18 protein-coding genes are annotated in these 23,411 nt (G+C 71.8%); 6 read left to right on the top strand and 12 right to left on the bottom strand.

Annotation, left to right across the window (positions count from 1 at the left end; genetic code table 11):
* Positions 1-209: 209 nt before the first annotated feature.
* A complete protein-coding gene (locus AB0G35_RS06440; RefSeq protein ID WP_360944640.1) occupies positions 210-2,882 on the top strand; it encodes a bifunctional FO biosynthesis protein CofGH in 2,673 nt (890 codons plus the stop codon).
* Positions 2,883-3,066: 184 nt separating this feature from the next.
* On the opposite strand, the gene AB0G35_RS06445 is transcribed toward AB0G35_RS06440, so the two are convergent.
* Together AB0G35_RS06445 and AB0G35_RS06450 are read right to left on the bottom strand one after the other, a co-directional pair.
* Positions 3,067-3,321 carry a hypothetical protein gene (locus AB0G35_RS06445; RefSeq protein WP_030415575.1) on the bottom strand — a complete coding sequence of 85 codons (255 nt, stop codon included), beginning with the start codon at positions 3,319-3,321 and terminating at the stop codon, positions 3,067-3,069.
* A 66-nt stretch (positions 3,322-3,387) separates the two neighbouring features.
* The gene (locus tag AB0G35_RS06450) at positions 3,388-4,347 is read right to left on the bottom strand and encodes a D-2-hydroxyacid dehydrogenase family protein (RefSeq protein ID WP_360944643.1); all 960 of its coding nucleotides are present in this window, start codon (positions 4,345-4,347) and stop codon (positions 3,388-3,390) included.
* A 179-nt stretch (positions 4,348-4,526) separates the two neighbouring features.
* Here AB0G35_RS06450 and AB0G35_RS06455 point away from each other — a divergent pair, with 179 nt between their 5' ends.
* Positions 4,527-5,648 carry an ADP-ribosylglycohydrolase family protein gene (locus tag AB0G35_RS06455; RefSeq protein WP_360944646.1) on the top strand — a complete coding sequence of 374 codons (1,122 nt, stop codon included), beginning with the start codon at positions 4,527-4,529 and terminating at the stop codon, positions 5,646-5,648.
* A 447-nt stretch (positions 5,649-6,095) separates the two neighbouring features.
* Here AB0G35_RS06455 and AB0G35_RS06460 read toward each other — a convergent pair whose 3' ends face one another.
* The 3 genes from AB0G35_RS06460 to AB0G35_RS06470 form a co-directional block, all read right to left on the bottom strand.
* Positions 6,096-6,881, bottom strand: coding sequence for an SDR family oxidoreductase (locus tag AB0G35_RS06460; protein WP_360944649.1), 786 nt, complete (start codon positions 6,879-6,881; stop codon positions 6,096-6,098).
* 126 nt (positions 6,882-7,007) lie between these two features.
* The gene (locus AB0G35_RS06465) at positions 7,008-7,223 is read right to left on the bottom strand and encodes a hypothetical protein (RefSeq protein ID WP_360944652.1); all 216 of its coding nucleotides are present in this window, start codon (positions 7,221-7,223) and stop codon (positions 7,008-7,010) included.
* 273 nt (positions 7,224-7,496) lie between these two features.
* Positions 7,497-8,744, bottom strand: a complete 1,248-nt coding sequence (locus AB0G35_RS06470; protein WP_360944655.1) for a PLP-dependent aminotransferase family protein — start codon at positions 8,742-8,744, stop codon at positions 7,497-7,499.
* A gap of 387 nt (positions 8,745-9,131) precedes the next feature.
* Here AB0G35_RS06470 and AB0G35_RS06475 point away from each other — a divergent pair, with 387 nt between their 5' ends.
* Complete coding sequence (locus AB0G35_RS06475) at positions 9,132-10,037, top strand: hypothetical protein (RefSeq protein WP_360944658.1); 906 nt, start codon at positions 9,132-9,134, stop codon at positions 10,035-10,037.
* Between the two features lie 161 nt (positions 10,038-10,198).
* Here the strand turns inward: AB0G35_RS06475 and AB0G35_RS06480 are convergent, their stop codons facing one another.
* The 3 genes from AB0G35_RS06480 to AB0G35_RS06490 all read right to left on the bottom strand — a co-directional run bounded on the left by AB0G35_RS06480 (position 10,199) and on the right by AB0G35_RS06490 (position 12,609).
* Entirely contained in the window at positions 10,199-10,408 is a 210-nt protein-coding gene (locus tag AB0G35_RS06480) for a DUF397 domain-containing protein (protein WP_360944661.1), read from the bottom strand.
* Between the two features lie 237 nt (positions 10,409-10,645).
* Positions 10,646-11,512 (bottom strand): helix-turn-helix transcriptional regulator, encoded by an 867-nt coding sequence (locus AB0G35_RS06485; RefSeq protein WP_360944664.1) that lies wholly within the window; start codon positions 11,510-11,512, stop codon positions 10,646-10,648.
* Between the two features lie 332 nt (positions 11,513-11,844).
* Positions 11,845-12,609, bottom strand: coding sequence for a GPP34 family phosphoprotein (locus tag AB0G35_RS06490; RefSeq protein ID WP_360944667.1), 765 nt, complete (start codon positions 12,607-12,609; stop codon positions 11,845-11,847).
* A gap of 239 nt (positions 12,610-12,848) precedes the next feature.
* On the opposite strand from AB0G35_RS06490, the gene AB0G35_RS06495 reads away from it, so the two are divergent.
* From AB0G35_RS06495 to AB0G35_RS06505, 3 genes are all read left to right on the top strand, one after another.
* Positions 12,849-15,800: a serine hydrolase gene (locus tag AB0G35_RS06495; protein WP_360944670.1), complete on the top strand. Its 2,952-nt coding sequence runs from the start codon at positions 12,849-12,851 to the stop codon at positions 15,798-15,800.
* Between the two features lie 288 nt (positions 15,801-16,088).
* A complete protein-coding gene (locus tag AB0G35_RS06500; protein WP_360944673.1) occupies positions 16,089-17,777 on the top strand; it encodes a hypothetical protein in 1,689 nt (562 codons plus the stop codon).
* 61 nt (positions 17,778-17,838) lie between these two features.
* Entirely contained in the window at positions 17,839-18,672 is an 834-nt protein-coding gene (locus AB0G35_RS06505; protein ID WP_360944676.1) for an isocitrate lyase/phosphoenolpyruvate mutase family protein, read from the top strand.
* A gap of 26 nt (positions 18,673-18,698) precedes the next feature.
* Here AB0G35_RS06505 and AB0G35_RS06510 read toward each other — a convergent pair whose 3' ends face one another.
* The 4 genes from AB0G35_RS06510 to AB0G35_RS06525 form a co-directional block, all read right to left on the bottom strand.
* Positions 18,699-18,983, bottom strand: a complete 285-nt coding sequence (locus tag AB0G35_RS06510; protein ID WP_360944679.1) for a hypothetical protein — start codon at positions 18,981-18,983, stop codon at positions 18,699-18,701.
* 267 nt (positions 18,984-19,250) lie between these two features.
* Positions 19,251-21,218 (bottom strand): DNA helicase RecQ, encoded by a 1,968-nt coding sequence (recQ, locus tag AB0G35_RS06515; protein WP_360944682.1) that lies wholly within the window; start codon positions 21,216-21,218, stop codon positions 19,251-19,253.
* A gap of 520 nt (positions 21,219-21,738) precedes the next feature.
* Entirely contained in the window at positions 21,739-22,089 is a 351-nt protein-coding gene (locus AB0G35_RS06520; RefSeq protein WP_360944685.1) for a MerR family transcriptional regulator, read from the bottom strand.
* A gap of 961 nt (positions 22,090-23,050) precedes the next feature.
* On the bottom strand, positions 23,051-23,380 hold the full coding sequence (locus AB0G35_RS06525) for a CBS domain-containing protein (protein ID WP_360944688.1): 330 nt from the start codon (positions 23,378-23,380) through the stop codon (positions 23,051-23,053).
* Positions 23,381-23,411 lie beyond the last annotated feature (31 nt).

Below are 23,411 nucleotides of genomic sequence, written 5' to 3' on the forward strand. Positions count from 1 at the left end.
TCCGGGCATAGAGTGCTGTCGCGAGGGTGTCCAGGTCTGTCTTCACACACTGACATTGGACGCCCTCGTCCTATATCCGCAGGCCATCCCTTGGAGTCGTTCATCTAGGAGCCCGGTTGGCCGGGACCGGCCGGCCCAGTGATCAGCGGCACAACCGGCCGTCGTTCTCCGGCGGCGGCACTGTCGGTGGGCGCTCGTATGCTCGGAGAATGACTTCCAGCGCGCAGGGACCTGAGCAGGTATCCGACGAGGTATCCGACCAGGCGTCCGGGCAAGCGGCCGACCGCGGCACGGGCGCCCGGCCCGCCCCCGAGGGCCGCCCGACGGCGAACGCGATGCGCCGCGCGCTCAAGCGGGCCCGCGACGGCGTGGCACTGGACGTCGACGAGGCCGCGGTGCTGCTGCAGGCCCGCGGCGCCGACCTGACGGACCTGTGCGCGTCCGCCGCCCGGGTGCGCGACGCCGGCCTGGAGGCCGCCGGCCGCCCCGGCGTCATCACGTACTCCAAGGGCGTCTTCATCCCCCTGACGCGGCTGTGCCGGGACAAGTGCCACTACTGCACCTTCGTCACCGTCCCCGGCAAGCTGCGCCGGGCCGGACACGGGATGTTCATGTCGCCCGACGAGGTGCTGGACATCGCCCGCCGCGGTGCCGAACTCGGCTGCAAGGAAGCCCTGTTCACCCTCGGGGACAAGCCCGAGGACCGCTGGCCCGAGGCCCGCGAGTGGCTGGAGGCGCACGGCTACGACGACACCCTCTCGTACGTCCGCGCCATGGCCATCCGCGTCCTGGAGGAGACCGGACTGCTGCCGCACCTCAACCCCGGCGTGCTGTCCTGGACGGACTTCCAGCGCCTCAAGCCCGTCGCCCCCTCCCTGGGGATGATGCTGGAGACGACCGCCGAGCGGCTGTGGAGCGAGCCCGGCGGTCCGCACCACGGCTCACCGGACAAGGAACCCGCCGTCCGGCTGCGCGTCCTGGAGGACGCGGGCCGCTCCAACGTCCCCTTCACCAGCGGCCTGCTGATCGGCATCGGCGAGACCTACGAGGAGCGCGCCGAGTCCCTCTTCGCGCTGCGCCGCATCCAGCGTGCCTACCACGGCATCCAGGAACTGATCATGCAGAACTTCCGCGCCAAGCCGGACACGGCGATGCGCGGCATGCCGGACGCCGAACTGGAGGAGCTGGCCGCGACCATCGCGGTGGCCCGGCACATCATGGGCCCCTCGACCCGCATCCAGGCACCGCCCAACCTCGTCGACGGCGAATACGCGCTGCTGATCGACGCCGGCATCGACGACTGGGGCGGGGTGTCCCCGCTGACCCTGGACCACGTCAACCCCGAGCGGCCCTGGCCGCAGATCGAGGAGCTGACCGAGCACTGCGCCGCCGCCGGCTTCCGCCTGCGCGAACGGCTCCCCATCTACCCCGAGTTCCTCCAGCGCGGCGAACCCTGGCTCGACCCCCGCCTGCTGCCGCACGTCCGCGCCCTCGCCGACCCCGAGACCGGCCTGGCCGTCGAGGACGCCCCCGTCGTCGGCCGGCCGTGGCAGGAGCCCGACGAGGGCTTCACGGCGAGCTCCTCGGGCCGTACGGACCTGCACCGCACCATCGACACCGAGGGCCGCAGCGCCGACCGCCGGGACGACTTCGACGAGGTCTACGGCGACTGGGAGGCGCTGCGCGAGGCCGCCGCGCCCGGTATGGCGCCCGAGCGGATCGACGCGGACGTACGGCAGGCGCTCTCCCGGGCCGCCGACGACCCCACCCGGCTCACCGACCCCGAGGCGCTGGCGCTGCTGCACGCCGACGGACCGGCCCTCGACGCCCTCTGCGGAATCGCCGACGACCTCCGCCGCGCCACGGTCGGCGACGACGTCACCTACATCGTCACCAGGAACATCAACTTCACCAACGTCTGCTACACCGGCTGCCGTTTCTGCGCCTTCGCCCAGCGCCGCACCGACGCCGACGCCTACACCCTCTCCCTTTCCCAGGTCGCCGACCGCGCCCAGCAGGCCTGGGACGTGGGCGCGGTCGAGGTGTGCATGCAGGGCGGCATCCACCCCGACCTGCCCGGCACGGCGTACTTCGACATCGCGCGCGCCGTCAAGGAACGCGTCCCCGGTATGCACGTACACGCCTTCTCCCCCATGGAGGTGGTCAACGGCGCGACCCGCACCGGACTCTCGATCCGCGAATGGCTGAGCGAGGCCAAGGCCGCCGGCCTGGACTCCGTCCCCGGCACCGCCGCCGAGATCCTCGACGACGAGGTCCGCTGGATCCTCACCAAGGGCAAACTCCCCACCGCCACCTGGGTCGAGGTCATCAAGACCGCCCACGAGCTGGGCATCCGCTCGTCCTCGACGATGATGTACGGCCATGTCGACCAGCCGCGCCACTGGCTCGGCCACCTCCGGCTGCTGGCCGAGATCCAGCAGGAGACCGGCGGCTTCACGGAGTTCGTCACGCTCCCGTTCATCCACACCAACGCGCCCGTCTACCTCGCCGGAATCGCCCGCCCCGGCCCGACGACCCGCGACAACCGCGCGGTGACGGCCATGGCCCGGATCCTGCTGCACCCGCACATCACCAACATCCAGACCAGCTGGGTCAAACTGGGCGCGGAGGGCGCCGCCGAAATGCTCCGCTCCGGCGCCAACGACCTCGGCGGCACGTTGATGGAGGAGACCATCTCCCGTATGGCGGGCTCCAGTTACGGCTCCTACCGCTCCATCCAGGACCTGATCGCCATCGCCGACCGGGCCGGCCGCCCCGCCCGACCCCGCACCACGACCTACGGCCCGGTCCCCGAGGACCGCCAGGCAGCCGCCCTCGCCTCGGACGGCCACCTGCCGGAGCTGCTGCCGGTCGTGGACTGAACGGAGACCGGTGGTGGACCGAACGGACTCCTGGTAGTGGACTGAACGGAGACCGGTGGTGGACCGAACGGACTCCTGGTAGTGGACTGAACGGAGACCGGTGGTGGACCGGCGGACTCCCGGTGGTGGACCGAACGGAGACGCTGGCGGGCTGAGCGGACGGGCGTAGCGGCGGGGGCCCGGCTCAGTCCCCGTCGTACTCCGACTCGTGCTGGAGGATGCACTGCTGCCACTGGGACAGTGCTTCCTCGCGGTCACCCCCGCTGTCCTGGGCGGCGACGATCAGGGCATCGGCGGCCATGGCGGCGAGCCGGACGGCGATGTGGCAGACGTCGCTCTGGGGGAGCGGCCGGAGGAGTTCCACCGCGCCGTCGCTGTCCCCGGAGAGGGCCGAGGCGACGACGGCCATGGTGGTGCGATCCCACTCGTACTCGGACATGGGGAGAGCATGCCCAGCGTGCGGCGCCGCCATCATCGAACGGATGCGCCCCGGCGCCGCCGCGCATCAGTTGAGTTGACGCACCGCACCGCCCGCCAAGAAGGCGGTGATGTCCTCGACGGCCTGCTGGAAATAGCCCTCGTAGTTGCGGCGGGTGACATAGCCGAGGTGCGGAAGGGCGAGCACGTTCGGCAGGGTCCGCAGGGGGTGGCCGGCCGGCAGCGGCTCCTGGTCGAAGACGTCCAGGCCGGCGCCGGCGATCCAGTTCTCGCGCAGCGCCCGCAGCAGCGCCGCCTGGTCGACGATAGCGGCGCGCGAGGTGTTGACCAGGTAACTCGTGGGCCGCATCCGGCGGAGCTCGTCCGCGCCGAGCAGCCCCCGGGTGCGGTCGCCGAGCACCAGATGGACGGAGACGAAGTCGGCGGCCTCCAGGAGCTCCTCCTTGGTGGCGGCGGCGCGTACGCCCACCTCCGCGGCGCGCTCGGCGGTCAGGTGGCGGCTCCACGCCACCACGTCCATGCCGAAGGCCAGGCCGATCCGCGCGACCCGGCTGCCGATCTTGCCCAGGCCCAGCAGCCCGAGCGTACGGCCGTGCAGATCGGCGCCCAGGGTGGACTGCCAGGGGCCCCCGGCGCGCATCGCGGTGCTTTCGGTGACGACGTTGCGGGCGAGGCCGAGGATCAGCGCCCAGGTCAGCTCGACGGGCGGCTCGGTGTTGCTGGCGGTGCCGCAGACGGTGATCCCGTGCCGGGCGGCGGCCGCCAGGTCGATGGCGGCGTTCCGCATCCCGGAGGTGATCAGCAGCCGCAGCCGGGGCAGCCGGGCGAGCAGTGAGGCGGGGAACGGGGTGCGCTCGCGCATCGCCACGACGATCTCGCAGTCGCCGATCGCCGCGACCACCTCGTCCTCGGAGCGGAACGGCTCGCGCAGCGTACGGACCTCCACGGCACCGGCCAGCGGCGACCAGTCGGCCAGGGACAGGGCGATGCCCTGATAGTCGTCGAGTACGGCGCAGCGCGGTGTCATAACAAGATCTCCCGGAGGCGCAGTTCGGCAGTCATCCGGACCGTAGCGCCCAAAAGCCGCCTAGCCAGTGACTATGCGCATACTCACCTGGCCAGAAACTGATCAATCCCGGTCGATTACAGTGCTGCGCCGGGGGCCTTAGCAAGGCCTCCGGGACGTGGTGAGCTTCGGGAGGCACAGTGAGCGCAGCGGGAGGCGGCGCCGCCATCTGGGGGCGCGCAGAACAGCAGGACTTCCGCAGCCGGGTACGCGGCTGCCTGCTCGGCGGTGCCATCGGCGATGCGCTCGGTGCCGGTATCGAATTCGACTCGCTGGACGCGATCCGCGCGGCCCACGGCCAGGAGGGCGTGACGGACTTCGTGCCCGCCTTCGGGCGGCGCGGCGCGGTCACCGACGACACCCAGATGACCCTGTTCACCGTCGACGGGCTGATCCGGGCCCAGGTACGCCGCGACACCGGCGCCTGGCACCCGCCCACCGACGTCCACCGCGCCTACCTCCGCTGGGCCGCCACCCAACGCGACTGGGGCCCCGACGAGCGCAAGGAGGACGACGGCTGGCTGGCCCGCGAGGAGTGGCTCTACTCCCGCCGCGCGCCCGGCCGGGCCTGCCTGACCGGCCTCGGCGACGAGGTGATGGGCACCCTGGAGGCACCGAAGAACCCGGACTCCAAGGGGTGCGGCGCGGTGATGCGCTCCGCGCCGTTCGGACTGCTGGTCGGCTGGGAGCCGCAGCTGGTCTTCCAGCTCGCCGTGGAGTGCGCGGCGCAGACGCACGGACACCCCACCGGTTACCTGGCGGCCGGCGCGTTCGCCGTGATCAGCCACTCCCTGGCCCGCGGTGAGGACCTCGACGGCGCGGTGCAGAAGGCGCTGGCCCACCTGGCCACCCGCCCCGGCCACGAGGAGACCACCGAGGCCCTCAAGCGCGCGCTGGGCGCCGTACGGCAGGGCATGCCGACGCCGGCCCGGGTGGAGTCGCTGGGCGAGGGCTGGACGGCCGAGGAGGCGCTGTCCATCAGCGTGTACTGCGCACTGGTCGCCGAGGACCTCCGGCACGGCCTGCTGCTCGCCGTCAACCACAGCGGCGACAGCGATTCCACCGGCGCCATCTGCGGCAACCTCCTCGGCACCCTGCACGGCGAAACGGCGCTGCCGCCGGTCTGGCTGGTCGAACTGGAGGGCCGGGCCACGATCCTGCAACTGGCCGACGACTTCGCCATGGAAATGACCCAGGGCCCCGCCCTGCACGGCCCGGCCACCTCGTCCCCCGGGTGGCTGGCACGGTATCCGCGGGCGTAAGGGCGTAAGGGCGCGAGGGCGTGGGGGTGCAAGGCGTAGGCGCGTAGGGCGAAGGGGCTGGGGTCGTTACGCGATGGGCTCCGTGCGAAATGGGGCCCTTAACGCAATATGGCCCCTACGCAATGTGGGCCCCTACGTGGCGGGTGCCTACGTGACGGGCCCTACGCGACGTGGCCCCTACGCGGCGGGCCCCTACGCGACGTGGCCCCTACGCGACGTGGCCCCTACGCGACGTGGCCCCTACGCGACGTGGCCCCTACGCGACGTGGCCCCTACGCGACGTGGCCCCTACGCGGCGGGCCCCTTACGGGAAGGTCGAACACTTTCCCTAGGGGGCGCGAACGCCCCCTCGGGGGCCGCAACGGTTCGGGCGCAGGCGGTATTCCCCTCCGTGCAGGTAAAGGAGACCCCGCCCCTCACCCCCCGCCCCTCACCCCCGCCCCCCCACTACCGCATCAGCTCGCCCGCGTTGACCAGCAGCGACTGGCCCGTGATGGCGCGCGCCCGGTCGGACGCCAGGAAGACCGCGGTCTCGGCCACATCGGCATCCGTGGCCAGCTCGGGCAGTGCCATCCGCTCGGTGAGCCGCCCGAGCACCTCCGCCTCCGGTACGCCCTCGGCCTGCGCCTGGAAGCGTACGTAGGCCTCGACCGGTGGACCCCACATCCACCCAGGCTGCACGGTGTTGACCCGTATCCGGTCCGGCCCCAGTTCGCGGGCGAGCGAGTACATCGCCGAGACCAGCCCGCCCTTCGACGCCGCGTACGCCGCCTGCTGCACCTGCGAGGGCGCCGCGACCGACGACTGGGTGCCGATGAACACCACCGAACCCCCGCCGCGCGCGGTCAGCGAGGGCAGACAGGCCCGGGTCATCCGCAGCGTGCCGAAGAGGTTGACGTCCACGACGGCGCGCCAGGAGTCGAAGTCGGCGTCCCGCAGCCCGCCGAACAGCGAGTCCAGCGCGGCGACATGGATCACCGCGTCGATCCCGCCGAACCGCTCCACGGCCAGCGCGGCCAGCTCCGTGCACTGCGCCTCGTCGCCGATGTCGGTCGCCCGCCAGGCCGTACGCGCCCCCGAAGGGTCGATCTGCGCCGCCGAGTTGGCGAGGTTCGCCTCCGTGCGCGCGCCCAGCACCACCGACGCACCGTCCCGTACGCAGGCCGCCGCGACCTGATGGCCCAGTCCCGCGCCCACGCCCGAGACGACGACGGTCTTGTTCCGCAGCAGCATCTCCGCCTCCGGGCGCTGTGATCCGCGTACGCATTCTGACGGTGAGTCAGATTAGAGCCTCGGGCCGGGAAGGAACAGCCTCGGTCGTACGCGGATCACGGGTGCGGGCGGTGCCGCGCCACCCTGTCAGTGCGCGTGCCCCCGGCGCAGCCGGACCACCGAGCGCAGTCGGCGCAGGACGGCGGCCACCCGCACCCGGGCGCCGCACAGCCGGGCCCACGCACGGCGGAGCAGGGAAGGGGGCGGCTCGGTCGGGTAGTCGTCGGCGGGATCCGGTGCGGGTGCGGGCGCGCCGCGCGTCGGGTCGTCCGGGCCGTGGGTGTCTGGGCTGCCTTGGGTCATCCGTCCTCCCGGAAAGGTGTTCCCACCCATGTCCTTCCCCGCAGCGGTCGTCCCGAAGCGGCAGCTCTCCTCGGCCGCCCCTCCGGGCGCGGCGGCCATCGAGAAGCCCCCGCCTCTGCCGCTGCCCGTGCTCGCCGCTACCCCCTCTGCCGCTGCCTGCCCCGCCACTGCTCGCGCTCGCCGCTACCTGCCTCCGCCGCCGTTCGCGCTCGCCGCTAACCGCCGCTGCCGCTGCTCGCGTTCGCCGCTACCTGCCCCCGCCGCTGCCCGCGCTCACCCCTCCCCGCGCGCCTCCTCCAGCGCCCCGCGCAAGCGCCCCAGGCCCTCGCGGATCTCCTCCGGCGTGTGCGTCACGAACGACAGGCGGACCGCGGCCGGGTCCGGCGTCCCGGCGAAGAACGGCGCCCCGGGCACGTACGCGACGTCGTGCCGCACGACCCCCGGCAGCAGCGCGGTCGCGTCATGGCCGGCGGGCAGCGTGGCCCACACGAACATGCCGCCCGACGGCCGGTTCCACCGCGAGCCCTCGGGGAGCGCCGCGGAGAGCCCGTCGACCAGCGCGTCCCGGCGCTCGCGGTACGCGTCGCGCACCCGCGCCAGATGGGCGTCCAGGTCCGTGGTCGCCAAGTACCGTGCCGCGGCCGCCTGGTCGACGGTCGAGGTGTGCAGATCGGTGGCCTGCTTGGCGATGACGCAGGGGCGTCGCAGCGGGGCCGGCAGCCGCAGCGTGCCCAGTCGCAGGCCGGGCGCCATCACCTTCGAGAACGAACCCAGCAGCACGGTACGGTCCTCGGCCCCCGGGAAGGACGCCACCCACGGCACCGTCTCTCCCTCGAAGCGGAGTTCGCCGTACGGGTCGTCCTCGGCGATCCACAGTCCGCGCCGGGCGGCGATCTCGGCGACCGCGGCCCGCCGCTCGGCGGAGAGCGTACGGCCGGTCGGGTTCTGGAAGGTGGGGATGACGTAGAGCAGCTTCGGCCGCTCACGGGCGGCGAGTTCGTCCAGTGCGGCCGGGTCCAGCCCCTCGTCGTCGGTGGGCACCGGCACCACCCGCGCACCCGCCAGCGAGAAGATCTGCAGCGCCGCCAGGTAGCAGGGGTCCTCGACCAGCACCGTGTCGCCCGGTTCCAGCAGGACGGTGGCCAGCAGTGACAGGCCTTGCTGGGAGCCGGTGGTCACCAGCAGTTCGTCGGGACCGGTGGGCAGCCCGCGGGCGGTGGTGCGCGCCGCGACGGCCGCCCGCAGCGCCGGGTCGCCTTCGCTGGTGGAGTACTGCAGGACCCGCCGCGGGTCATCGGCGAGCACGTGCTGGAAGGCGGCGGCCATCCCCGCCGCGTCGAACAGCTCCGGAGCGGGCAGCCCGCCGGCGAACGAGATGACCTCGGGCCGGGCGGTGAGCGCCAGGATGTCCCGTACCGGCGAACTGTCGGTGCGGGCCGCCCGCGCGGCGAGCTCGGGGAGCGGCGTACGGGCGGGCGTGGGGCGGGGCGTACGGGCATCGACGAGGATCGCATCCGGCATGGCGGTTCCCCCTTCACTCCGGCCGCGGGTTAACCCGCGTTAGCTGTAAATGCCAGGCAGCTTAAGCGGGACATGAACGGATGTGCAGGCATGCCCACATGGTGAGCAAGATGCGCAGTCGGCAGGCAGGGCGGACCCCTCCCCTGGTGGGCAGGGCGGACCCCCTCCCCTGGTGGGCAGGGCGGACCCCCTCCCCTGGCGGGCAGGGCGGACCCCCTCCCCTGGCGGGCAGGGCGGACCCCCTCCCCGCCGAGCCGGGACGGACCCCTCCCCGCCGGGCCGGGACGGACTCCTCCCCTGACGGGCAGGGCTGCTGCCCCCTCCTCCCCCCGCCGGGCAGGACGGACCCCTCCCCTTCTGACGCCACGTCAGCTACACCTGTTCCCCATGACCGCAGACAGCGAGCGCACGAGCAGCAGCACGCCGGAGGGCACCACCGCCACCCCTGCCACCGGCCGGCCCGCCACCCACGTCGCCGCGTATGCCGAACTGGCCGCCGTCGGCCCCTACGGCGTCCGCCCCGGGCATGCGCTGATCACCATGGTCGAACCGCATCCCGGCCATGAGTACGCCTACAACCGCTGGTATGAGGACGACCACTACATCGCCGGTGCCATGGCGATGCCCTGGATGTTCGCCGGCCGCCGCTGGGTCGCCACCCGCGAGCTGCAACTGCTGCGCTATCCGCAGGAGTCCGCGGTCGCCCGTCCGGTCACGGCCGGCTGCTACCTCTCCACGTACTGGCTCACCGAGGGCCGCTACGACGAGCACATGCGCTGGACGGTGGCGATCAACCGGCGCCTCAACCGGGACGGCCGGATCCACCAACACCGCACGCACGTCTTCACGGCCTTCCAGGACCACCTGGCGACGGTCTACCGGGACGGGGCGGCGGGCCCCCGGGACTTCCACGCCCTGGACCACCCCTACGCGGGGCTGGTGCTGGAGGTGATCGACGCGGCCGGGCCGGAGGAGCGGGCCGGGCTGCTGGAGTGGCTGCGGGACCGGCAGCTGCCGCGGCGGCTGACCGGCTCACCCGCGGCAATGGTCACGGTCTTCCGGCCGACCCCGCTGCCCGGTGACCGGATGTCGTACGTACGGCAGGTCGAGGGCGTCGACACCCGGCTGACGCTGCTGTGGTTCCTGGAGCGGGATCCCCGCGACGACTGGGCGGCGCACTTCGCGGGCCTGGGGGAGGAGGTCGCGGACGCGGGGCTCGGCCGGGTGGAGCTGGTGGCGCCTTTCGTGCCGACCGTCCCCGGGACGGACCGGTACGTGGCCGAATTGCGCTGATGGATGCTGACGGGCGGTGACGGGGCGGGGAGAGGGCGCAGGGGAGTGCGCGGGGGAGTGCGCGGAGAAGCGGGCAAGGCCGAGCCCCCTCGGCCGGGACGGCGATCCAGTCGAGAGGGCTCGTATCCGCGGGTGCGGACTGTGGAGCGTGCCGGCTCAGGTCACGCCACGTCGAACGCGCCGTCGGCGACGTCCGACACGAAGCGGTGCCAGGAGGCGTTGTCGAAGGTGAGGCGCGGCCCCTCGGGGTCCTTGGAGTCGCGCACGGCGATGGCGGCGGTGGTCGGTACGGCGATTTCCACACAGGCGCCGTTACCACCGGAGTACGAGGACTTGGTCCAGGAGAATGCGGAATTCGGCTGCACGGCCATGTTCACTCCAACTCACTCTGAGTTACCGCGGATTCGGTGATGACGACGCTACGCGCCAACATCACCAACCGCAGGGGCCGTTCACTCGTCCGAATGGCATATTCCTTGATCTCTTTTCATGACGGTAGGTGCAGGTGTACCGTGCCAACCTACTTTCCGGAACCCCGTATTCCGCCCTCTTTCGGTCCTGTTCCAGCCCTGCCGTCCCGGCCCTGTTCCGGTCCCGCCGTCCCGGCCTCACCTCATCTTGTCCGCATGGACTTTCGCCGCGTCCGCGATGAACTCCCGGCTCGCTTCGGCACTCAGGGCCTGCGCCCGCAAATGCTCGTACATGATCGTGTATTTGTGCACATCGTTGGTTTTCTCCAGATAGAGGTCACTGGTGACGCCCTCGATGTACACCACGCTGGAATCCGCGGCATCGTCGAATTCCAGGATGGAGAAGGTTCCCGACATTCCGGCGTGCGCACCGGCGTCATAAGGGAGCACCTGCACGGTCACGTGCGGGAGAGTGCTCAGCTCGACGAGGTGGTCGAGCTGTTCGCACATGATCAGATGGCTGCCGACCACCCGCCGCAGCGCACTCTCGTCCAGGACGACCCACAGCCGCAGCGGGCGCTCGTGGTCGTTCACCCGCTCCTGGCGGCGCATCCGCACCTGGATGCGCTTCTCCAAATGGTCCGGTGCCAGCTCGGGGACGGTGCCGGGAATGACCGCCTCGGCGTAACCGGGCGTCTGCAGCAGCCCGGGCACGAGCAGCGACTCGTAGATCCGCAGCGAGGCGGCCTCGGTCTCCAGACCGATGTAGACGCTGTACGGGATGTCGCCGAAGGCGTGCCACCAGCCCTGCTGGCGGGAGTCCTTCGCCATCTGCATCAGCGAATCGACTATCCGGTGGTCCTCGACCTCGTAGACCCCGCAGAGATCGCGGACATCACGCTGGCTGATGCTGCGGCGGCCGTTCTCCAGTCTGCTGATCTTCGATTGCGAGACCAGCAGCCGATCGGCCACCTCTTCCGCCGTCATGCCCTTGAGCTCGCGGAGCCTGCGTAGCTCCTGGCCCAGCCGGCGTCGCCTGACGGTGGGATTGACGTGGGACGCCACGGGATGTGCACCTCCGGCTCCGTACTGCTGTCATTTCCTGGTCAGCAGACTGCCACTCCCGGGTCACGCCGCGCAGTGAAATGCGCACAGAAGGCGAGCGAGCGTGTGCGTGGGGTGGCGGGCCGGCCGTCGTCCAAAGCGGCCGGCCCGCCACCCCGCGCTTCCTTGCTGCGGCTCCCGAACGGGATCGTGGGGCGGTGGTGCACTGGTGGAACGGGTGGAACAGGTGGAACGGGTGGAACTGGTGCGGAACCGGTGGGCGTCCGTGCAGCAGGGCGCCCGGTCGTACGGTCTCGTGCCCGACGACCGGCCGTTACGGGCCCTTCAGGGCGTCAGCGGGCGCCCACCCGGGCCATCCTGCCGTGACCGTGCCGCGACTGGCCCGGCGTGCCGGACGCGTTCGCCGTGGCGCGGGATGCCGGTTGCCGTACCGCGCCGCCCCCGGCGGCGGCCTGCGACCGCCGTGGTTGCGCCGCGACGCCGTTCTGCACGTCCATGACGGCATGGGCGACCAGCCCGCCCATGGGGTCGTGCCGGATCAGATCCCGGAGACGGGAGCGCGATGACCGCCCCTCGTTCCCTGGGTAGAGGTGCTTGCCGAGTCCGACCGCATGGGCCAGCGCGGCGAGTGCCGCGGTCCGCGGGTCCGGGGGTACGCCGGTGCGGATCGCGTTGTCCAGCCGGGCCCTGATTTCCCGGCTGATGGCCGTCTCCGTCGCTTGGTAGCGCGTCGTCGGCAGCACCCCGCACATCTGGCCCGCCACGGCATGCACCATGCCGCACCGTTCGAGATGCGTGAGGTACGTCTGGCGCAGCCCCAGCCGGGGCCCGCCGATCCAGTGGACCGCGCGCACCGGACTGCCGCGTCGGCGCAGCAGTTCGAGCGCGGAGTCCAGAGTCGGATCTCCTGTCGGCCGTGCCATCACCACGGCGATACGATCCCCGTCTGGGGCTATCCGTCCTGCCAGAGCCAGCTCTACTAGCTGGGCCCCGGCCAGGCCGAGGTCGAGCGACTGCGGCTGCGCTGTGGTGCCCGTCGCCGGGTCCAAAGCGAGCAGCAGAAGCTCCTCCGGAATTGTTCTGCGGCTCCTGCCCATCCATGCCTCCCCGCGTGGATGAATGACAGGGTGACCCCTCTCACATTCATCTGTCGAGAGTGCGTGGGGGGTTCGGTAGGTAACCGGTAGGTATGTCGTTCTCGTCTTGCACGTTGGCGACATCTATCCGTGGGTGCGGCGCATACCCGTTCGCGTGGCGGCGAGGTGCTGCCAGCGGAACACAGGACACTTGGGAACACTGAGCCAATGCGGCAGTGCGACATATGAAGGAGACATCGGTGGCGGGCGAGTCCCCCGACAAGTCGGACCAGAAGCAGTCGTCGGGGGAGACGACGCAGGACGAACGTGATCCGCGTCTGTCCGCCCTCCGAGGGGAGCCGGCCGAGCCGGCGGAGGAATCGGTGACGGGGGAGGGTGAGGACTCCGAGTCGACCGGATCGGCGGAGTCGTCTGATTCTTCCGAGTCGTCCGCGTCGTTCGCGTCGTTCGCGTCTTCCGAGGAGTCCGGGGCGTCCGGGGCGTCCGGGGGCGCCGAGGCTCCGGAGGCGTCCGAGGGGGCGCAGAAGGCCCCCGGCGACGAGAAGGCCCCCGAGGCCGGTGACGAGCGTCTGCGGACGGCTGTGGCGGCCTGGGTTGCCGGGAAGCGCGACGGGGACGCCGATGCCGATGCCGGTGCCGGTGCCGAGGCTGGGGCTGCCGGTGCCGGTGCCGGTGCCGATGCCGGTGCCGAGGCCGGGGCTGCCGGTGCCCGCGCCAAGACCGATGACGGTGACGCGAAGGGAGTCGAGGACGGCGCGAAGGGCGACCAGGGGCGTGCGAAGGCCGGCGACGCTTCCGCAAAGGCGGAGGTGAAGCCGGAGCGGGAGTCGGAGGGTGAGCCCGAGGCTGCCGCCGAGTCGGAGAGCGATGCCGCGGCCAAGGCTGAGTCCGGTGCGGACGCTCCCGAGGGTGACGAGGCGAGCGAGGGTGACGAGGCGAGCGAGGGCGACGAGGCGAGCGAGGGCGACGACAAGGACGGCAAGCCCGAGCGCAAGGGTGCGGACAAGCCCGAGCTCAAGCCCAAGGCCAAGGCCAAGCCCACGTCCGAGGCCCGGGCCACGTCCGAGGCCAAGTCCGGGGCCAGGGCGAAGTCTGAGGCCGTTGACCAGCCGACCGCTGTGTTCAAGACGGTCGGGCCGCAGAAGAGCAAGCCCGTAGAGGCGTCCGACGAGGGCGACGGGGCCGACGGGTCGGCAGTGGACGACGTGACCCGGGTGTTCGCTGTTGCGAAGGTCAAGGGGAAGGGCGCCTCCGCCGACACGACCGCACCGGTCGACCAGGCGACCACCGCCCTCAAGATCAACCCGCCCGCCAAGGCCCCGGCCAAGGCTGCCGCCAAGGACGCCGAAAAGGGCTCCGCGAAGGGCTCCGCGAAGGACTCCGCGAAGGACGCCGACAAGGACTCCGCGCAGGACTCCGGCAAGAGCGCGGACCCGAAGGACGCCAAGAAGAGCAGCGAGAAGGCCAGCAAGGACGGCAAGGGCGGCAAGGGCGGCGGCAAGGGGGCCGCTGCCGAGAGTGACTCGGAGCGGACCAGCCAGTTCGTGGCGCTGAAGTCGGCGGACGACGGCACGGCCGGCAAGTCCCTCGGCAAGACGGCGCCCCGGACCCCCCTCGGTACGCCCGGCAAGCCGACCTCCAAGCCCGCCGGCAAGGCCCCCGGCAAGACTGCGGACAAGACAGCGGACAAGACGACGGGCAAGGCCGCGGCGAAGGAGAAGCCCTCCGGCGCCCTGCCGTCCGCCGCAACCACCGCCTCCGCCGCCTCCGCCGCCTCCGCCGCGTCGGCCAAGCCCGCTGGTCCGCCCGGTGCCCTGCCGCCCGCCGCCCCGACGGGCGCCACCGCGCCGGCCGGTCCCGGTGCGCTGCCCGAGTCCGAGCGGACCAAGCAGGAGCCGCTGCCGCCGCTCGACCTCCTGGCGCAGCTCACCAACACCCCGCCGCCGCCCGAGACCCCGCTGCGCACGGTCGTCCGCCGGTTCAAGATCTGGACCCCGCTGGCGGTGCTGCTGGCGATCATCTACGTGATCGCCCAGGGGGTGCGCCCGCTGCCCGATCCGCAACTCGCCGTCGGCGCCTCCACCTCGTTCACCTTCAAGGGCGGCACGCTCTCGATGCCGTGGCCGGACCAGGGCCAGGCCGCCGCCGAGGTCGTCGGCGTCGGCCGGATGGGCAGTTCCGGTGCGGCCAAGCCGGTGCCTACCGCGAGCGTCGCCAAGGTGATGACCGCGTACGTGATCCTCCGCGACCACCCGCTCAAGAAGGGCGAGAAGGGCGAGATGATCACGATCGACGCGCAGGGTGAGGCGGACTCGAACAAGGGGGACGAGTCGCGCGTCCCGCTCAAGAAGGACCAGAAGTTCAGCCAGTACCAGATGATGCAGATGCTGATGATCCCCTCGGGCAACAACGTCGCACGGCAGCTGGCCCGTTGGGACGCCGGTTCGGTTGAGGCGTTCGTGAAGAGGATGAACGCCGCCGCCAAGCGGCTGGGCATGAGCAAGACGACGTACACCGACCCCAGCGGCCTGGACAAGTCGACCGTGAGCACCGCCGTCGACCAGCTCAAGCTCGCCGAGCAGGTCATGAAGAACGACGTGTTCCGCGAGGTCGTGCGCACCGAGAACGTCCAGATCGACGGCCTGCCGGAGAAGATCTACAACAACAACAAGCTGCTCACGACGATGGCCGGTCAGGTCGCCGGCATCAAGACCGGTTCGAGCACGCCCGCCGGCGGCACGTTCATGTGGGCGAGCTACCGCACCGTCGGCGGCAAGGACCAGCTGATCCTCGGTGTGACGATGGACCAGCACACCAACAGCCCGGACTCCAACGCGCAGCTCGACCTGGTGCTGAACAACACCCAGTCGGTGATCACGGCGGCCCGGAACGCGCTGGTGTCCGACACCGTGGTGAAGAAGGGCCAGGTCGTCGGGTACGTGGACGACGGCCTCGGCGGTCAGACCCCGGTCGTGGCGACCAAGGACCTGTCGGCGGTCGGCTGGCCGGGCATGAAGGCGACGTTCTCGATGAGCACCGGCGGCAAGAAACTGCCGCACGAGGCGAAGGCCGGTACCAAGGTCGGTGTGCTGACGGTCGGCAACGGCGCGAGCACCCAGAAGGTCCCGGTCGCCCTGAAGGACGACCTCGTCGAGCCCGCCTTCGGGGCGAAGCTGACCCGTCTCGGGTGAGCGGCCCCGGGGCTCCGGTGGCAGCGGCAGGCGGGCCCGCCCCGCACCACCACCGGAGCCCCGGGCACCGTCCATCCCCGGGTTGCCCCATCTGTTTCCGCCCTCCTTCCGCCCTCCTTCCGTCCTCCCTCCGTCCTCCTTCCGTCCTCCTCCCGCTCGGACGCCCCGCTCGCCCGTCCTCCGTCCCGTACGTGACCGGAGCCCGTCATCGACGTAGCGCAAGCACAGAAGCCGGCCTATGCGTCCGCCGTCGCCACGCGCAGACCGTGGGCGGCGCAGGGCGCGGTGATGCTGATGCCCTCCGGCGTGATGCTGCTCCTGGGGGCGTGGGGGATCCGCCGCCGGGACGGCGTATGGCGCGACGAGGCGGTCACCTACGACATGGCGCACCGCAGCCTGCCCGACCTGTGGCACACGCTGCTGCACGTCGATGTCGTCCACGGCCTGTACTACGCGCTGATGCACGTCTGGTTCCGGGTCTACGACGCCGCCCTCGACGGGACGTTCGGCGAGGTGGTGGGGTTGCGGCTGCCGTCGGTGGCCGCGATGACCGCCGCCACCGCGGGCGTCGCCCTGCTCGGACACCGCCTCGTCGGCCGGCGGGCGGGCCTGCTGGCCGGCTTCACCTTCGCGTGCATCCCCGTGGTCCAGCAGTACGCGCAGGAGGGACGCTCGTACGCGACCGTCTGCGCTCTGGTCGTCTGGGCCACGTACCTGCTGGTCGTGACCGCCGCCGCGACGACACCGCCGCACTCGCCTCCGCGCCCGGGGCCGCATCCGGAACCGCCTCCGGGGCCACATCCGGGGCCGCATCCGGAACCGCGCCCGGGGCAGCATCCGGGTCCGGGCCCCAGGCCGTGGCTCGGCTACACGGCGCTGATGCTGGCCGCCTGTCTGCTGCACGAGTTCGCGTGCCTGATGCTGCCCGTGCACGCCGCCGCGCTGGTCCTCGGCCGGCTGCCCCGCCGGGTGCTCCGCGCCTGGGCGCTGTCCGCGGGCGCCGTCCTGGCCGGTCTGGCCCCGCTCGCGGTGTTCAGCACCCGGCAGTCGGCGCAGATCAGCTGGTTGATGTGGCCGGACCCGCTGCAGTTGCTGACCTTCGCCGTGCTCGCGGCCCTCGGCCTGGCCTGCGCCCGCGTGCGGATCCGCTCCCGCGGCCCGATCGGTCTGCGCGCCCTGGGCATCCCGCTGCTGCTCCTGCCCACCCTCCTCCTGTTGCTGCTCTCGCACGTCGAACCGGCTTACGTCGACCGCTACGTCCTGTACTACGTGGCCGGCTTCGCACTGCTCGCCGGTGCCGCACTGGCCCGGCTGCTGCGCCCGGCCGGCGAACGGGGGCAGACCCGGGCCCGCCGGCTGCGCCGGACCGCGGCCGTCGCGCTGGTGCTGGCCGCCCTGCTGCCCATCGACGTCCATCTGCGCAGCCCGGACAGCCGGGTCGACGACGTCACCGCGGTCGCCCAGGCCGTACGCGAGGTGGCCGAGCCGGGCGACGGCCTGCTGTTCATGCCGGCCCGGCGGCGGATCTGGACGGCGACCCGGCCGCACGACTTCCGCGGTCTGACCGACCTCGCCCTGGCCGAGAGCCCGTTGGCCTCCCACACCCTCTACGGCACCGAACGCTCCGGTGACGCGATCCGCGCCCGGATGCTGGCCAGCCGCCGGATCGTCGTCGCGGGCGACCCGGACGGCCAGCCCACCGACGACAACGACCAGGAAATCGCCAAACGGGCCACCCTGCGCGACGCCTTCGAGGTCTGCAGCACCACGGAGGTCCGGGGCGCCCGCATCACGGTCTATGGGCGACCGGGGGCATGCGGGCCGGGAGCCACCCGCCAGGAAGCCGGAGCCACCCGCCAGGAAGCCGCGGCCACCCGCGCCGTGCGAGCCCGGTGCGCTACGCCGGAGCGCCGTCCGCCGGAGCGCCGTCCGCCGCCGCCCGGTTCGTCGCGGTGCTGTACGCCGGAGTGGTCATGACTCGATTGTCCGCCGCGAGTCTTCGGTGCGTACCGAAGGGACTCGTGCCTACGGTGCCCGTATGAGCACCTCCCCGGAGTACGCCACCTTCCACTTCCACGCGCTGCACCACGCCGACCAGCCGCTGCTGCTCCCCAACGCCTGGGACGTCGCGTCGGCGGTCGCTCTTGCCGCGGCCGGATTCGCGGCGGTCGGCACGACGAGCCTGGGGGTCGCGGCGGCCCACGGCTATCCGGACGGCCGCGGGCTCGCCGAGGTCAAGGACGCCACCCTCGCCCTGGCACTGCGCCTCAACGGCCGGCTGACCTGCCCCTACACCGTCGACATCGAGGGCGGGTTCGGCGGCGGGCCGGAGCAGGTGGCGGACCTGGCGGGGGCGCTGGCGGAGGCCGGGGCGGCGGGGCTGAACCTGGAGGACGGGCTGCCCGGGGGCGCGGGGCTGCAGGACCCGGCGCGGCAGGCCGAGGTGCTCGCCGCGGTGAAGCAGCGGGCGCCGGGGCTGTTCCTGAACGCCCGGATCGACACCCACTGGCGGGTGGCCAGCCCGCCCCCGCTGTCGGAGACGCTGGCCCGCGCCGAGAGCTATCTGACGGCGGGCGCGGACGGGGTGTTCGTACCGGGGATCGTCGCCGACGAGGACATCACCGTGCTGGTCCGCGAGGTCCAGGCCCCGCTGAACATCCTCTTCACGCCGGGCCGGCACACCGTCGCCCGGCTGGCGGAACTCGGCGTGCGCCGGATCAGCACCGGTTCGCTGCTCTTCCGTACGGCCCTGCAGGCCACCCTCGGGGCGGCGGAGGCGATCCGTACGGGGCAGCCGCTGCCGGAGCCGGGCGGCGCGGCGCCGGCGTACGAGGACGTGCAGCGGATGGTGGAGGAACAGCCGGGGGAGTAGCCCCCGGCTCGGCGCTCAGGCCTTGCTCAGGCCTGGTGGCTGCGGCTCGACTGGCGGCGGCGGTGGACGGCGACGGCCGCACCGGCCACGCACAGCGCGCCGGCACCTCCGATCAGGCCCGCCTTGGGCAGGTGCCCGGCCTTCTCGGCGATTCCGGCCAGTCCGTTGTCGGGCAGCATGATCGACGTACGGCTTTCCGTCGGCGCGGTGGAATCCGCGGCGAAGGCGGCGCCCACGGGCAGCAGCAGGACGGCGAGCGCACCGGTGGCGACGGTGGCGGTACGGATCATGGAGCGGCGCTGGGCCCGCATGGGTACTCCTCGTCGGGGGCGGCTCGGGCCGCCCGGGGTCACGGTACGGGAGGCACCTTACGGAGCGTCCTTAACGGCAATCCGTACGTTGTGTAACAGTCAGCAAGATCTCTGGGATCGGTCCCGTGACAATCCACCCGGCAGTCCCGGCCAAAGGCCGCAACCCCGGCAAGGCGCCCGGGCCGTCGGCACCGCCCGCGCCGCCCTCCGCCTCCCCCGGGAAGCCGCCCGGCCGACCTGCTGAGCGGCTCACCGGTCGGGGCTTTGTCACCAGTCGATGTCGTCCGGGGGCTCCGGCAGCGCCTCCTCGTCCTCCGGGGCGGGCCCGGGCTCGGGGTGGGCGACCGCCGCCGCGGGCCCACCGCCCGCGCCGTCGGCGTCCCCGTCGCTCTCCCGCCCCGCCAGCACGTCCAGGATCTGCTGGCCGTACTTCACGAGCTTGTTCTCGCCGACCCCGTTGACCGTGCCGAGTTCGGCCGTGGTGGCCGGGCCCAGGAGGGCGATCTCCCGGAGCGTCGCGTCATGGAAGATCACATACGCGGGCACGCCCTGTTCCTTGGCCGTACGGGCCCGCCAGCCGCGCAGCGCCTCGAAGACCGGCAGCGCCTCCTCGGGCAGATCCACCGGCGCCCGCTTGCCCTTCGCGGTCTTCGCCTTAGCGGCCCGCGCGGCCTTCTCCGGCTCGCGCCGCATCGGCACCTCACGCCCGCCGCGCAGCACCTCGCCGCTCTTCTCCGTGAGCACCAGCGTGCCGTACTCACCCTCGACGGCGAGCAGGCCCTGCGCCAGCAACTGCCGTACCACGCCGCGCCATTCGGCCTCGCGGAGATCGGCGCCCACGCCGAAGACGCTCAGCGCGTCGTGATCGAACTGGATGACCTTGGCGGTCTTCTTCCCCATCAGGATGTCGATGATCTGGCCCGCGCCGAACTTCTGCCCACGCTCGCGCTGCAGCCGTACGACCGTCGACAGCAGCTTCTGGGCGGCGACCGTGCCGTCCCAGGTCTGCGGCGGGGTCAGGCAGGTGTCGCAGTTGCCGCAAGAGGTGCTGTCGCTCTCCTGCCCGAAGTAGGCCAGCAGCCGGACCCGCCGGCACTGCACCGTCTCGCACAGCGCCAGCATCGCGTCGAGATGAGCCGACAGCCGCCGCCGGTGCGCCTCGTCCCCCTCCGAACCGTCGATCATCTTCCGCTGCTGGACCACGTCCTGCAGCCCGTACGCCAGCCAGGCCGTCGACGGCAGGCCGTCCCGCCCGGCGCGCCCGGTCTCCTGGTAGTAGCCCTCCACCGACTTCGGCAGGTCCAGATGCGCCACGAACCGCACGTCCGGCTTGTCGATGCCCATCCCGAAGGCGATCGTGGCGACCACGACCAGGCCGTCCTCCCGCAGGAACCGCGCCTGGTGCTCCGCGCGCGTACGGGCGTCGAGGCCGGCGTGGTACGGCACCGCGGCGATGCCGTTCTCCACCAGGAACTGCGCGGTCTTCTCCACCGAGGCCCGCGACAGGCAGTAGACGATCCCGGCGTCGCCGGCGTGCTCGCCCCGCAGCAGCTCCAGCAACTGCCGTTTGGGCTCGCTCTTGGCCACGATCCGGTACTGGATGTTCGGCCGGTCGAAGCTCGCCACGAAGTGCCGGGCCTCCGCCATCTTCAGGCGGGAGGTGATCTCGGCGTGCGTGGCGTCGGTCGCCGTGGCCGTCAGCGCGATCCGCGGCACGTCGGGCCAGCGCTCGTGCAGCATCGACAGGGCCAGGTAGTCCGGCCGGAAGTCGTGCCCCCACTGCGCCACGCAGTGCGCCTCGTCGATCGCGAAGAGGGAGACCTTCCCCCGGTCCAGCAGGCTCAGCGTCTGCTCCACCCGCAGCCGCTCCGGCGCCAGATACAGCAGGTCCAGCTCCCCGGCCAGGAACTCCGCCTCGACCAGCCGCCGCTCCTCCAGGTCCTGCGTCGAATTGAGGAACCCGGCCCGCACCCCGAGCGCCCGCAGCGCGTCGACCTGGTCCTGCATCAGCGCGATCAACGGCGAGATCACGACCCCGACACCCGGCCTGACCAGCGACGGAATCTGATAACAGAGCGACTTGCCGCCACCGGTCGGCATCAGCACGACGGCGTCGCCGCCCCCTATGACGTGCTCGATGATCTCCTGCTGGCTGCCCCGGAACGCGTCGTACCCGAAGACGCGGCGCAGCACCTGCACCGCCTCGCCCGCCTCCGGAGTGTCTGCTGCATCCATGTCCTCGACCATTCCCACGTCCGCCAGAGCCACCCCGAAAGCCTACGAGCTCCGCCCCGCTCCCCGCGGCGCCTGTGGATAACTTCCGGTGCCCGGCCCCTTCAGCCCGGCCGGTATCCCCAGAAACAGTACGAGCAGGCTCCCCGCCCCTCCGCCCGGCCCGCTCCTCCCCGCACAGACAAAAGGGTCGGCCCAAGAGGGGCATACCCTCCAGAACCGGCCTTGCCGGGGGCTGCCCGATGCCGCTCCGTAGCGCCATTCGCCCTGGTCAGCGGTGCAGCGGCGGCATGCGCGATCCCCGGCATGACGCCCTCGGCCGGGCAGTCCGCGCACGATCGCGCACGGTTATGCCCTGCGGCGCAGTGGGCCGTCACAGGCGGCGAACGGTGCCGGACGGGCCTTGATGCCCACCAGAACGGCAACCAGCGCTCGTCGGCACGGACGGGCCGACCGTGTGCGCCTTCCTTCATGTGCGTCGCGGAGTCGTGCGTGCCCGAGCCGCCCCGCCCCGCCCACGTGATCAGCTCGACCCGGGACTGGAGCTGTCGGACGCATCGTTCGCGGCACGGTGGTACGCGGCGTTGATGCGCTGAGCCTCCTCAAGCTGGTCCTCGAGAATGATGATGCGGCAAGCGGCCTCGATCGGGGTTCCTCTGTCGACGAGCTCGCGGGCGCGAGCGGCGATCCGCAGTTGATAGCGGGAGTAGCGGCGGTGTCCGCCCTCCGAGCGCAGCGGAGTGATCAGACGAGCCTCACCGATGGCTCGGAGGAAGCCCGGGGTGGTACCGAGCATTTCGGCGGCCCGGCCCATCGTGTATGCGGGGTAGTCGTCGTCATCCAGACGATCGCTGAGTGGAGTATCTGCTGCCATGTCACCTCGTAGTGCAACGCGTCGAGGGGCCCTGGTGCCGTACGGCACCAGGGCCCCGAAGGAAATGAAACACCATCTGTCGGCCCTCATGCTCTGCCGACCTTCTGTTTCCGCTACCCGGCCCGCCAAGGGGAGGGGTGCGGGGATCGCGGCTGCGTGACCGGGGACCACCATCCATTCCGGGGTCTTTCGGTACCCGGACCGGGAGCTTGCCCGGGCCGGGCGATCCTGATGGCGTCTGACTCCTCCGTCCTTTCTTCGAACCGACCACTTGGTGAGCGGGTACTGCGGTACTGCTCGGTGATGCTGTTGCGCAGCCCCTCGACCTGCGGGCTGCTCAGTGCGGCTCTCAGCCCCGTCACCATTCTTCGAACACCTTGGCTTCGGAACTCCAGAACCGCGCTGACCTGCGAACTTCAGGTACTGCTACCCGGCAGTTCATGTCTGCCGGGTCTCGCTCGACCGTGTCGACGAGACAAAGATTAACCGTGCCAGAAGCCAATGTCTACTCTGGCAAGAGTAGATTTTGATGCCCAGGAGCCACAGGTCTCCTATGGCCTGCGGTAACGGATGGAACAGGTCGTCCTGGGCGGCGAGCACCTGGCCAGGTCCCTCAGGGCTTGGGGCAGCCGCCTCTTGTCGCCCCGGCGGTCGCGTCACGCCAGGGGCAGGGCCGAACAGGCTGGTACGCGAGTGTGGGCATGTGTGCCGACGCTCCTGAAGGGATGCATCCGTCCCGGCCACTGCGGGCAGCCAGACGCCGCCTCGCCCCTCCGCTCGGCCAGGAGCCTTCGCACGGACGACGAGACGCCGGGCGGCGATACGACGGATGAGGGCCCGGCCGACGCGTGTCGGCCGGGCCCTCACCGGTTCTTTGACGGCGGCTTTCCGCCTGTCCTCACACCTCCGTGGAGGCGGTGCCCCCGAGCAGCGCCGAAGCGGTCCGGAGCGGCGAAGCGGATCAGCCGGCGAGGGCGAGGACGCCCGGGGGTCCGCCGTGCTCCCCGACTGTGCCGGACGAGGTGAACGGTCCGTCGAGGATGTCCCGCAGACGGATCCGGTCCGTGTAGGCGGGGCTGCCGCGGAGAGCGGCGAGCCGGGTCAGGGTGACCAGGCCCGTGCTCTGGTCGTCCCCGTCGCACACGACGAGGTGATCGACACGGGCACCGGCCATGAGGGACAGGGCCACCTCGACCGTCATGTCGTCACGGACCCGAGGCCCGAACGCGCCCCTGTCGTGGACCACGGCCGTGGGGCGGTCCGCTACCTGGTGCGGCTGAACGGTCGTCATGGGTGCCTCCTGCCGGACGGACGGGCTGGTG

This window comes from Streptomyces sp. NPDC021749 (assembly GCF_040640655.1).
Classification (GTDB): domain Bacteria; phylum Actinomycetota; class Actinomycetes; order Streptomycetales; family Streptomycetaceae; genus Streptomyces.

What these genes read in the sequence shown, in the direction of transcription:
- AB0G35_RS06440 (WP_360944640.1), top strand. Translation starts at nt 210, where the DNA reads ATGACTTCCAGCGCGCAGGGACCTGAGCAGGTATCCGACGAGGTATCC.
- AB0G35_RS06445 (WP_030415575.1), bottom strand. Translation starts at nt 3,321, where the DNA reads ATGTCCGAGTACGAGTGGGATCGCACCACCATGGCCGTCGTCGCCTCG.
- AB0G35_RS06450 (WP_360944643.1), bottom strand. Translation starts at nt 4,347, where the DNA reads ATGACACCGCGCTGCGCCGTACTCGACGACTATCAGGGCATCGCCCTG.
- AB0G35_RS06460 (WP_360944649.1), bottom strand. Translation starts at nt 6,881, where the DNA reads ATGCTGCTGCGGAACAAGACCGTCGTCGTCTCGGGCGTGGGCGCGGGA.
- AB0G35_RS06465 (WP_360944652.1), bottom strand. Translation starts at nt 7,223, where the DNA reads ATGACCCAAGGCAGCCCAGACACCCACGGCCCGGACGACCCGACGCGC.
- AB0G35_RS06470 (WP_360944655.1), bottom strand. Translation starts at nt 8,744, where the DNA reads ATGCCGGATGCGATCCTCGTCGATGCCCGTACGCCCCGCCCCACGCCC.
- AB0G35_RS06475 (WP_360944658.1), top strand. Translation starts at nt 9,132, where the DNA reads ATGACCGCAGACAGCGAGCGCACGAGCAGCAGCACGCCGGAGGGCACC.
- AB0G35_RS06480 (WP_360944661.1), bottom strand. Translation starts at nt 10,408, where the DNA reads ATGGCCGTGCAGCCGAATTCCGCATTCTCCTGGACCAAGTCCTCGTAC.
- AB0G35_RS06490 (WP_360944667.1), bottom strand. Translation starts at nt 12,609, where the DNA reads ATGGGCAGGAGCCGCAGAACAATTCCGGAGGAGCTTCTGCTGCTCGCT.
- AB0G35_RS06500 (WP_360944673.1), top strand. Translation starts at nt 16,089, where the DNA reads ATGCTGATGCCCTCCGGCGTGATGCTGCTCCTGGGGGCGTGGGGGATC.
- AB0G35_RS06505 (WP_360944676.1), top strand. Translation starts at nt 17,839, where the DNA reads ATGAGCACCTCCCCGGAGTACGCCACCTTCCACTTCCACGCGCTGCAC.
- AB0G35_RS06510 (WP_360944679.1), bottom strand. Translation starts at nt 18,983, where the DNA reads ATGCGGGCCCAGCGCCGCTCCATGATCCGTACCGCCACCGTCGCCACC.
- recQ (WP_360944682.1), bottom strand. Translation starts at nt 21,218, where the DNA reads ATGGATGCAGCAGACACTCCGGAGGCGGGCGAGGCGGTGCAGGTGCTG.
- AB0G35_RS06520 (WP_360944685.1), bottom strand. Translation starts at nt 22,089, where the DNA reads ATGGCAGCAGATACTCCACTCAGCGATCGTCTGGATGACGACGACTAC.
- AB0G35_RS06525 (WP_360944688.1), bottom strand. Translation starts at nt 23,380, where the DNA reads ATGACGACCGTTCAGCCGCACCAGGTAGCGGACCGCCCCACGGCCGTG.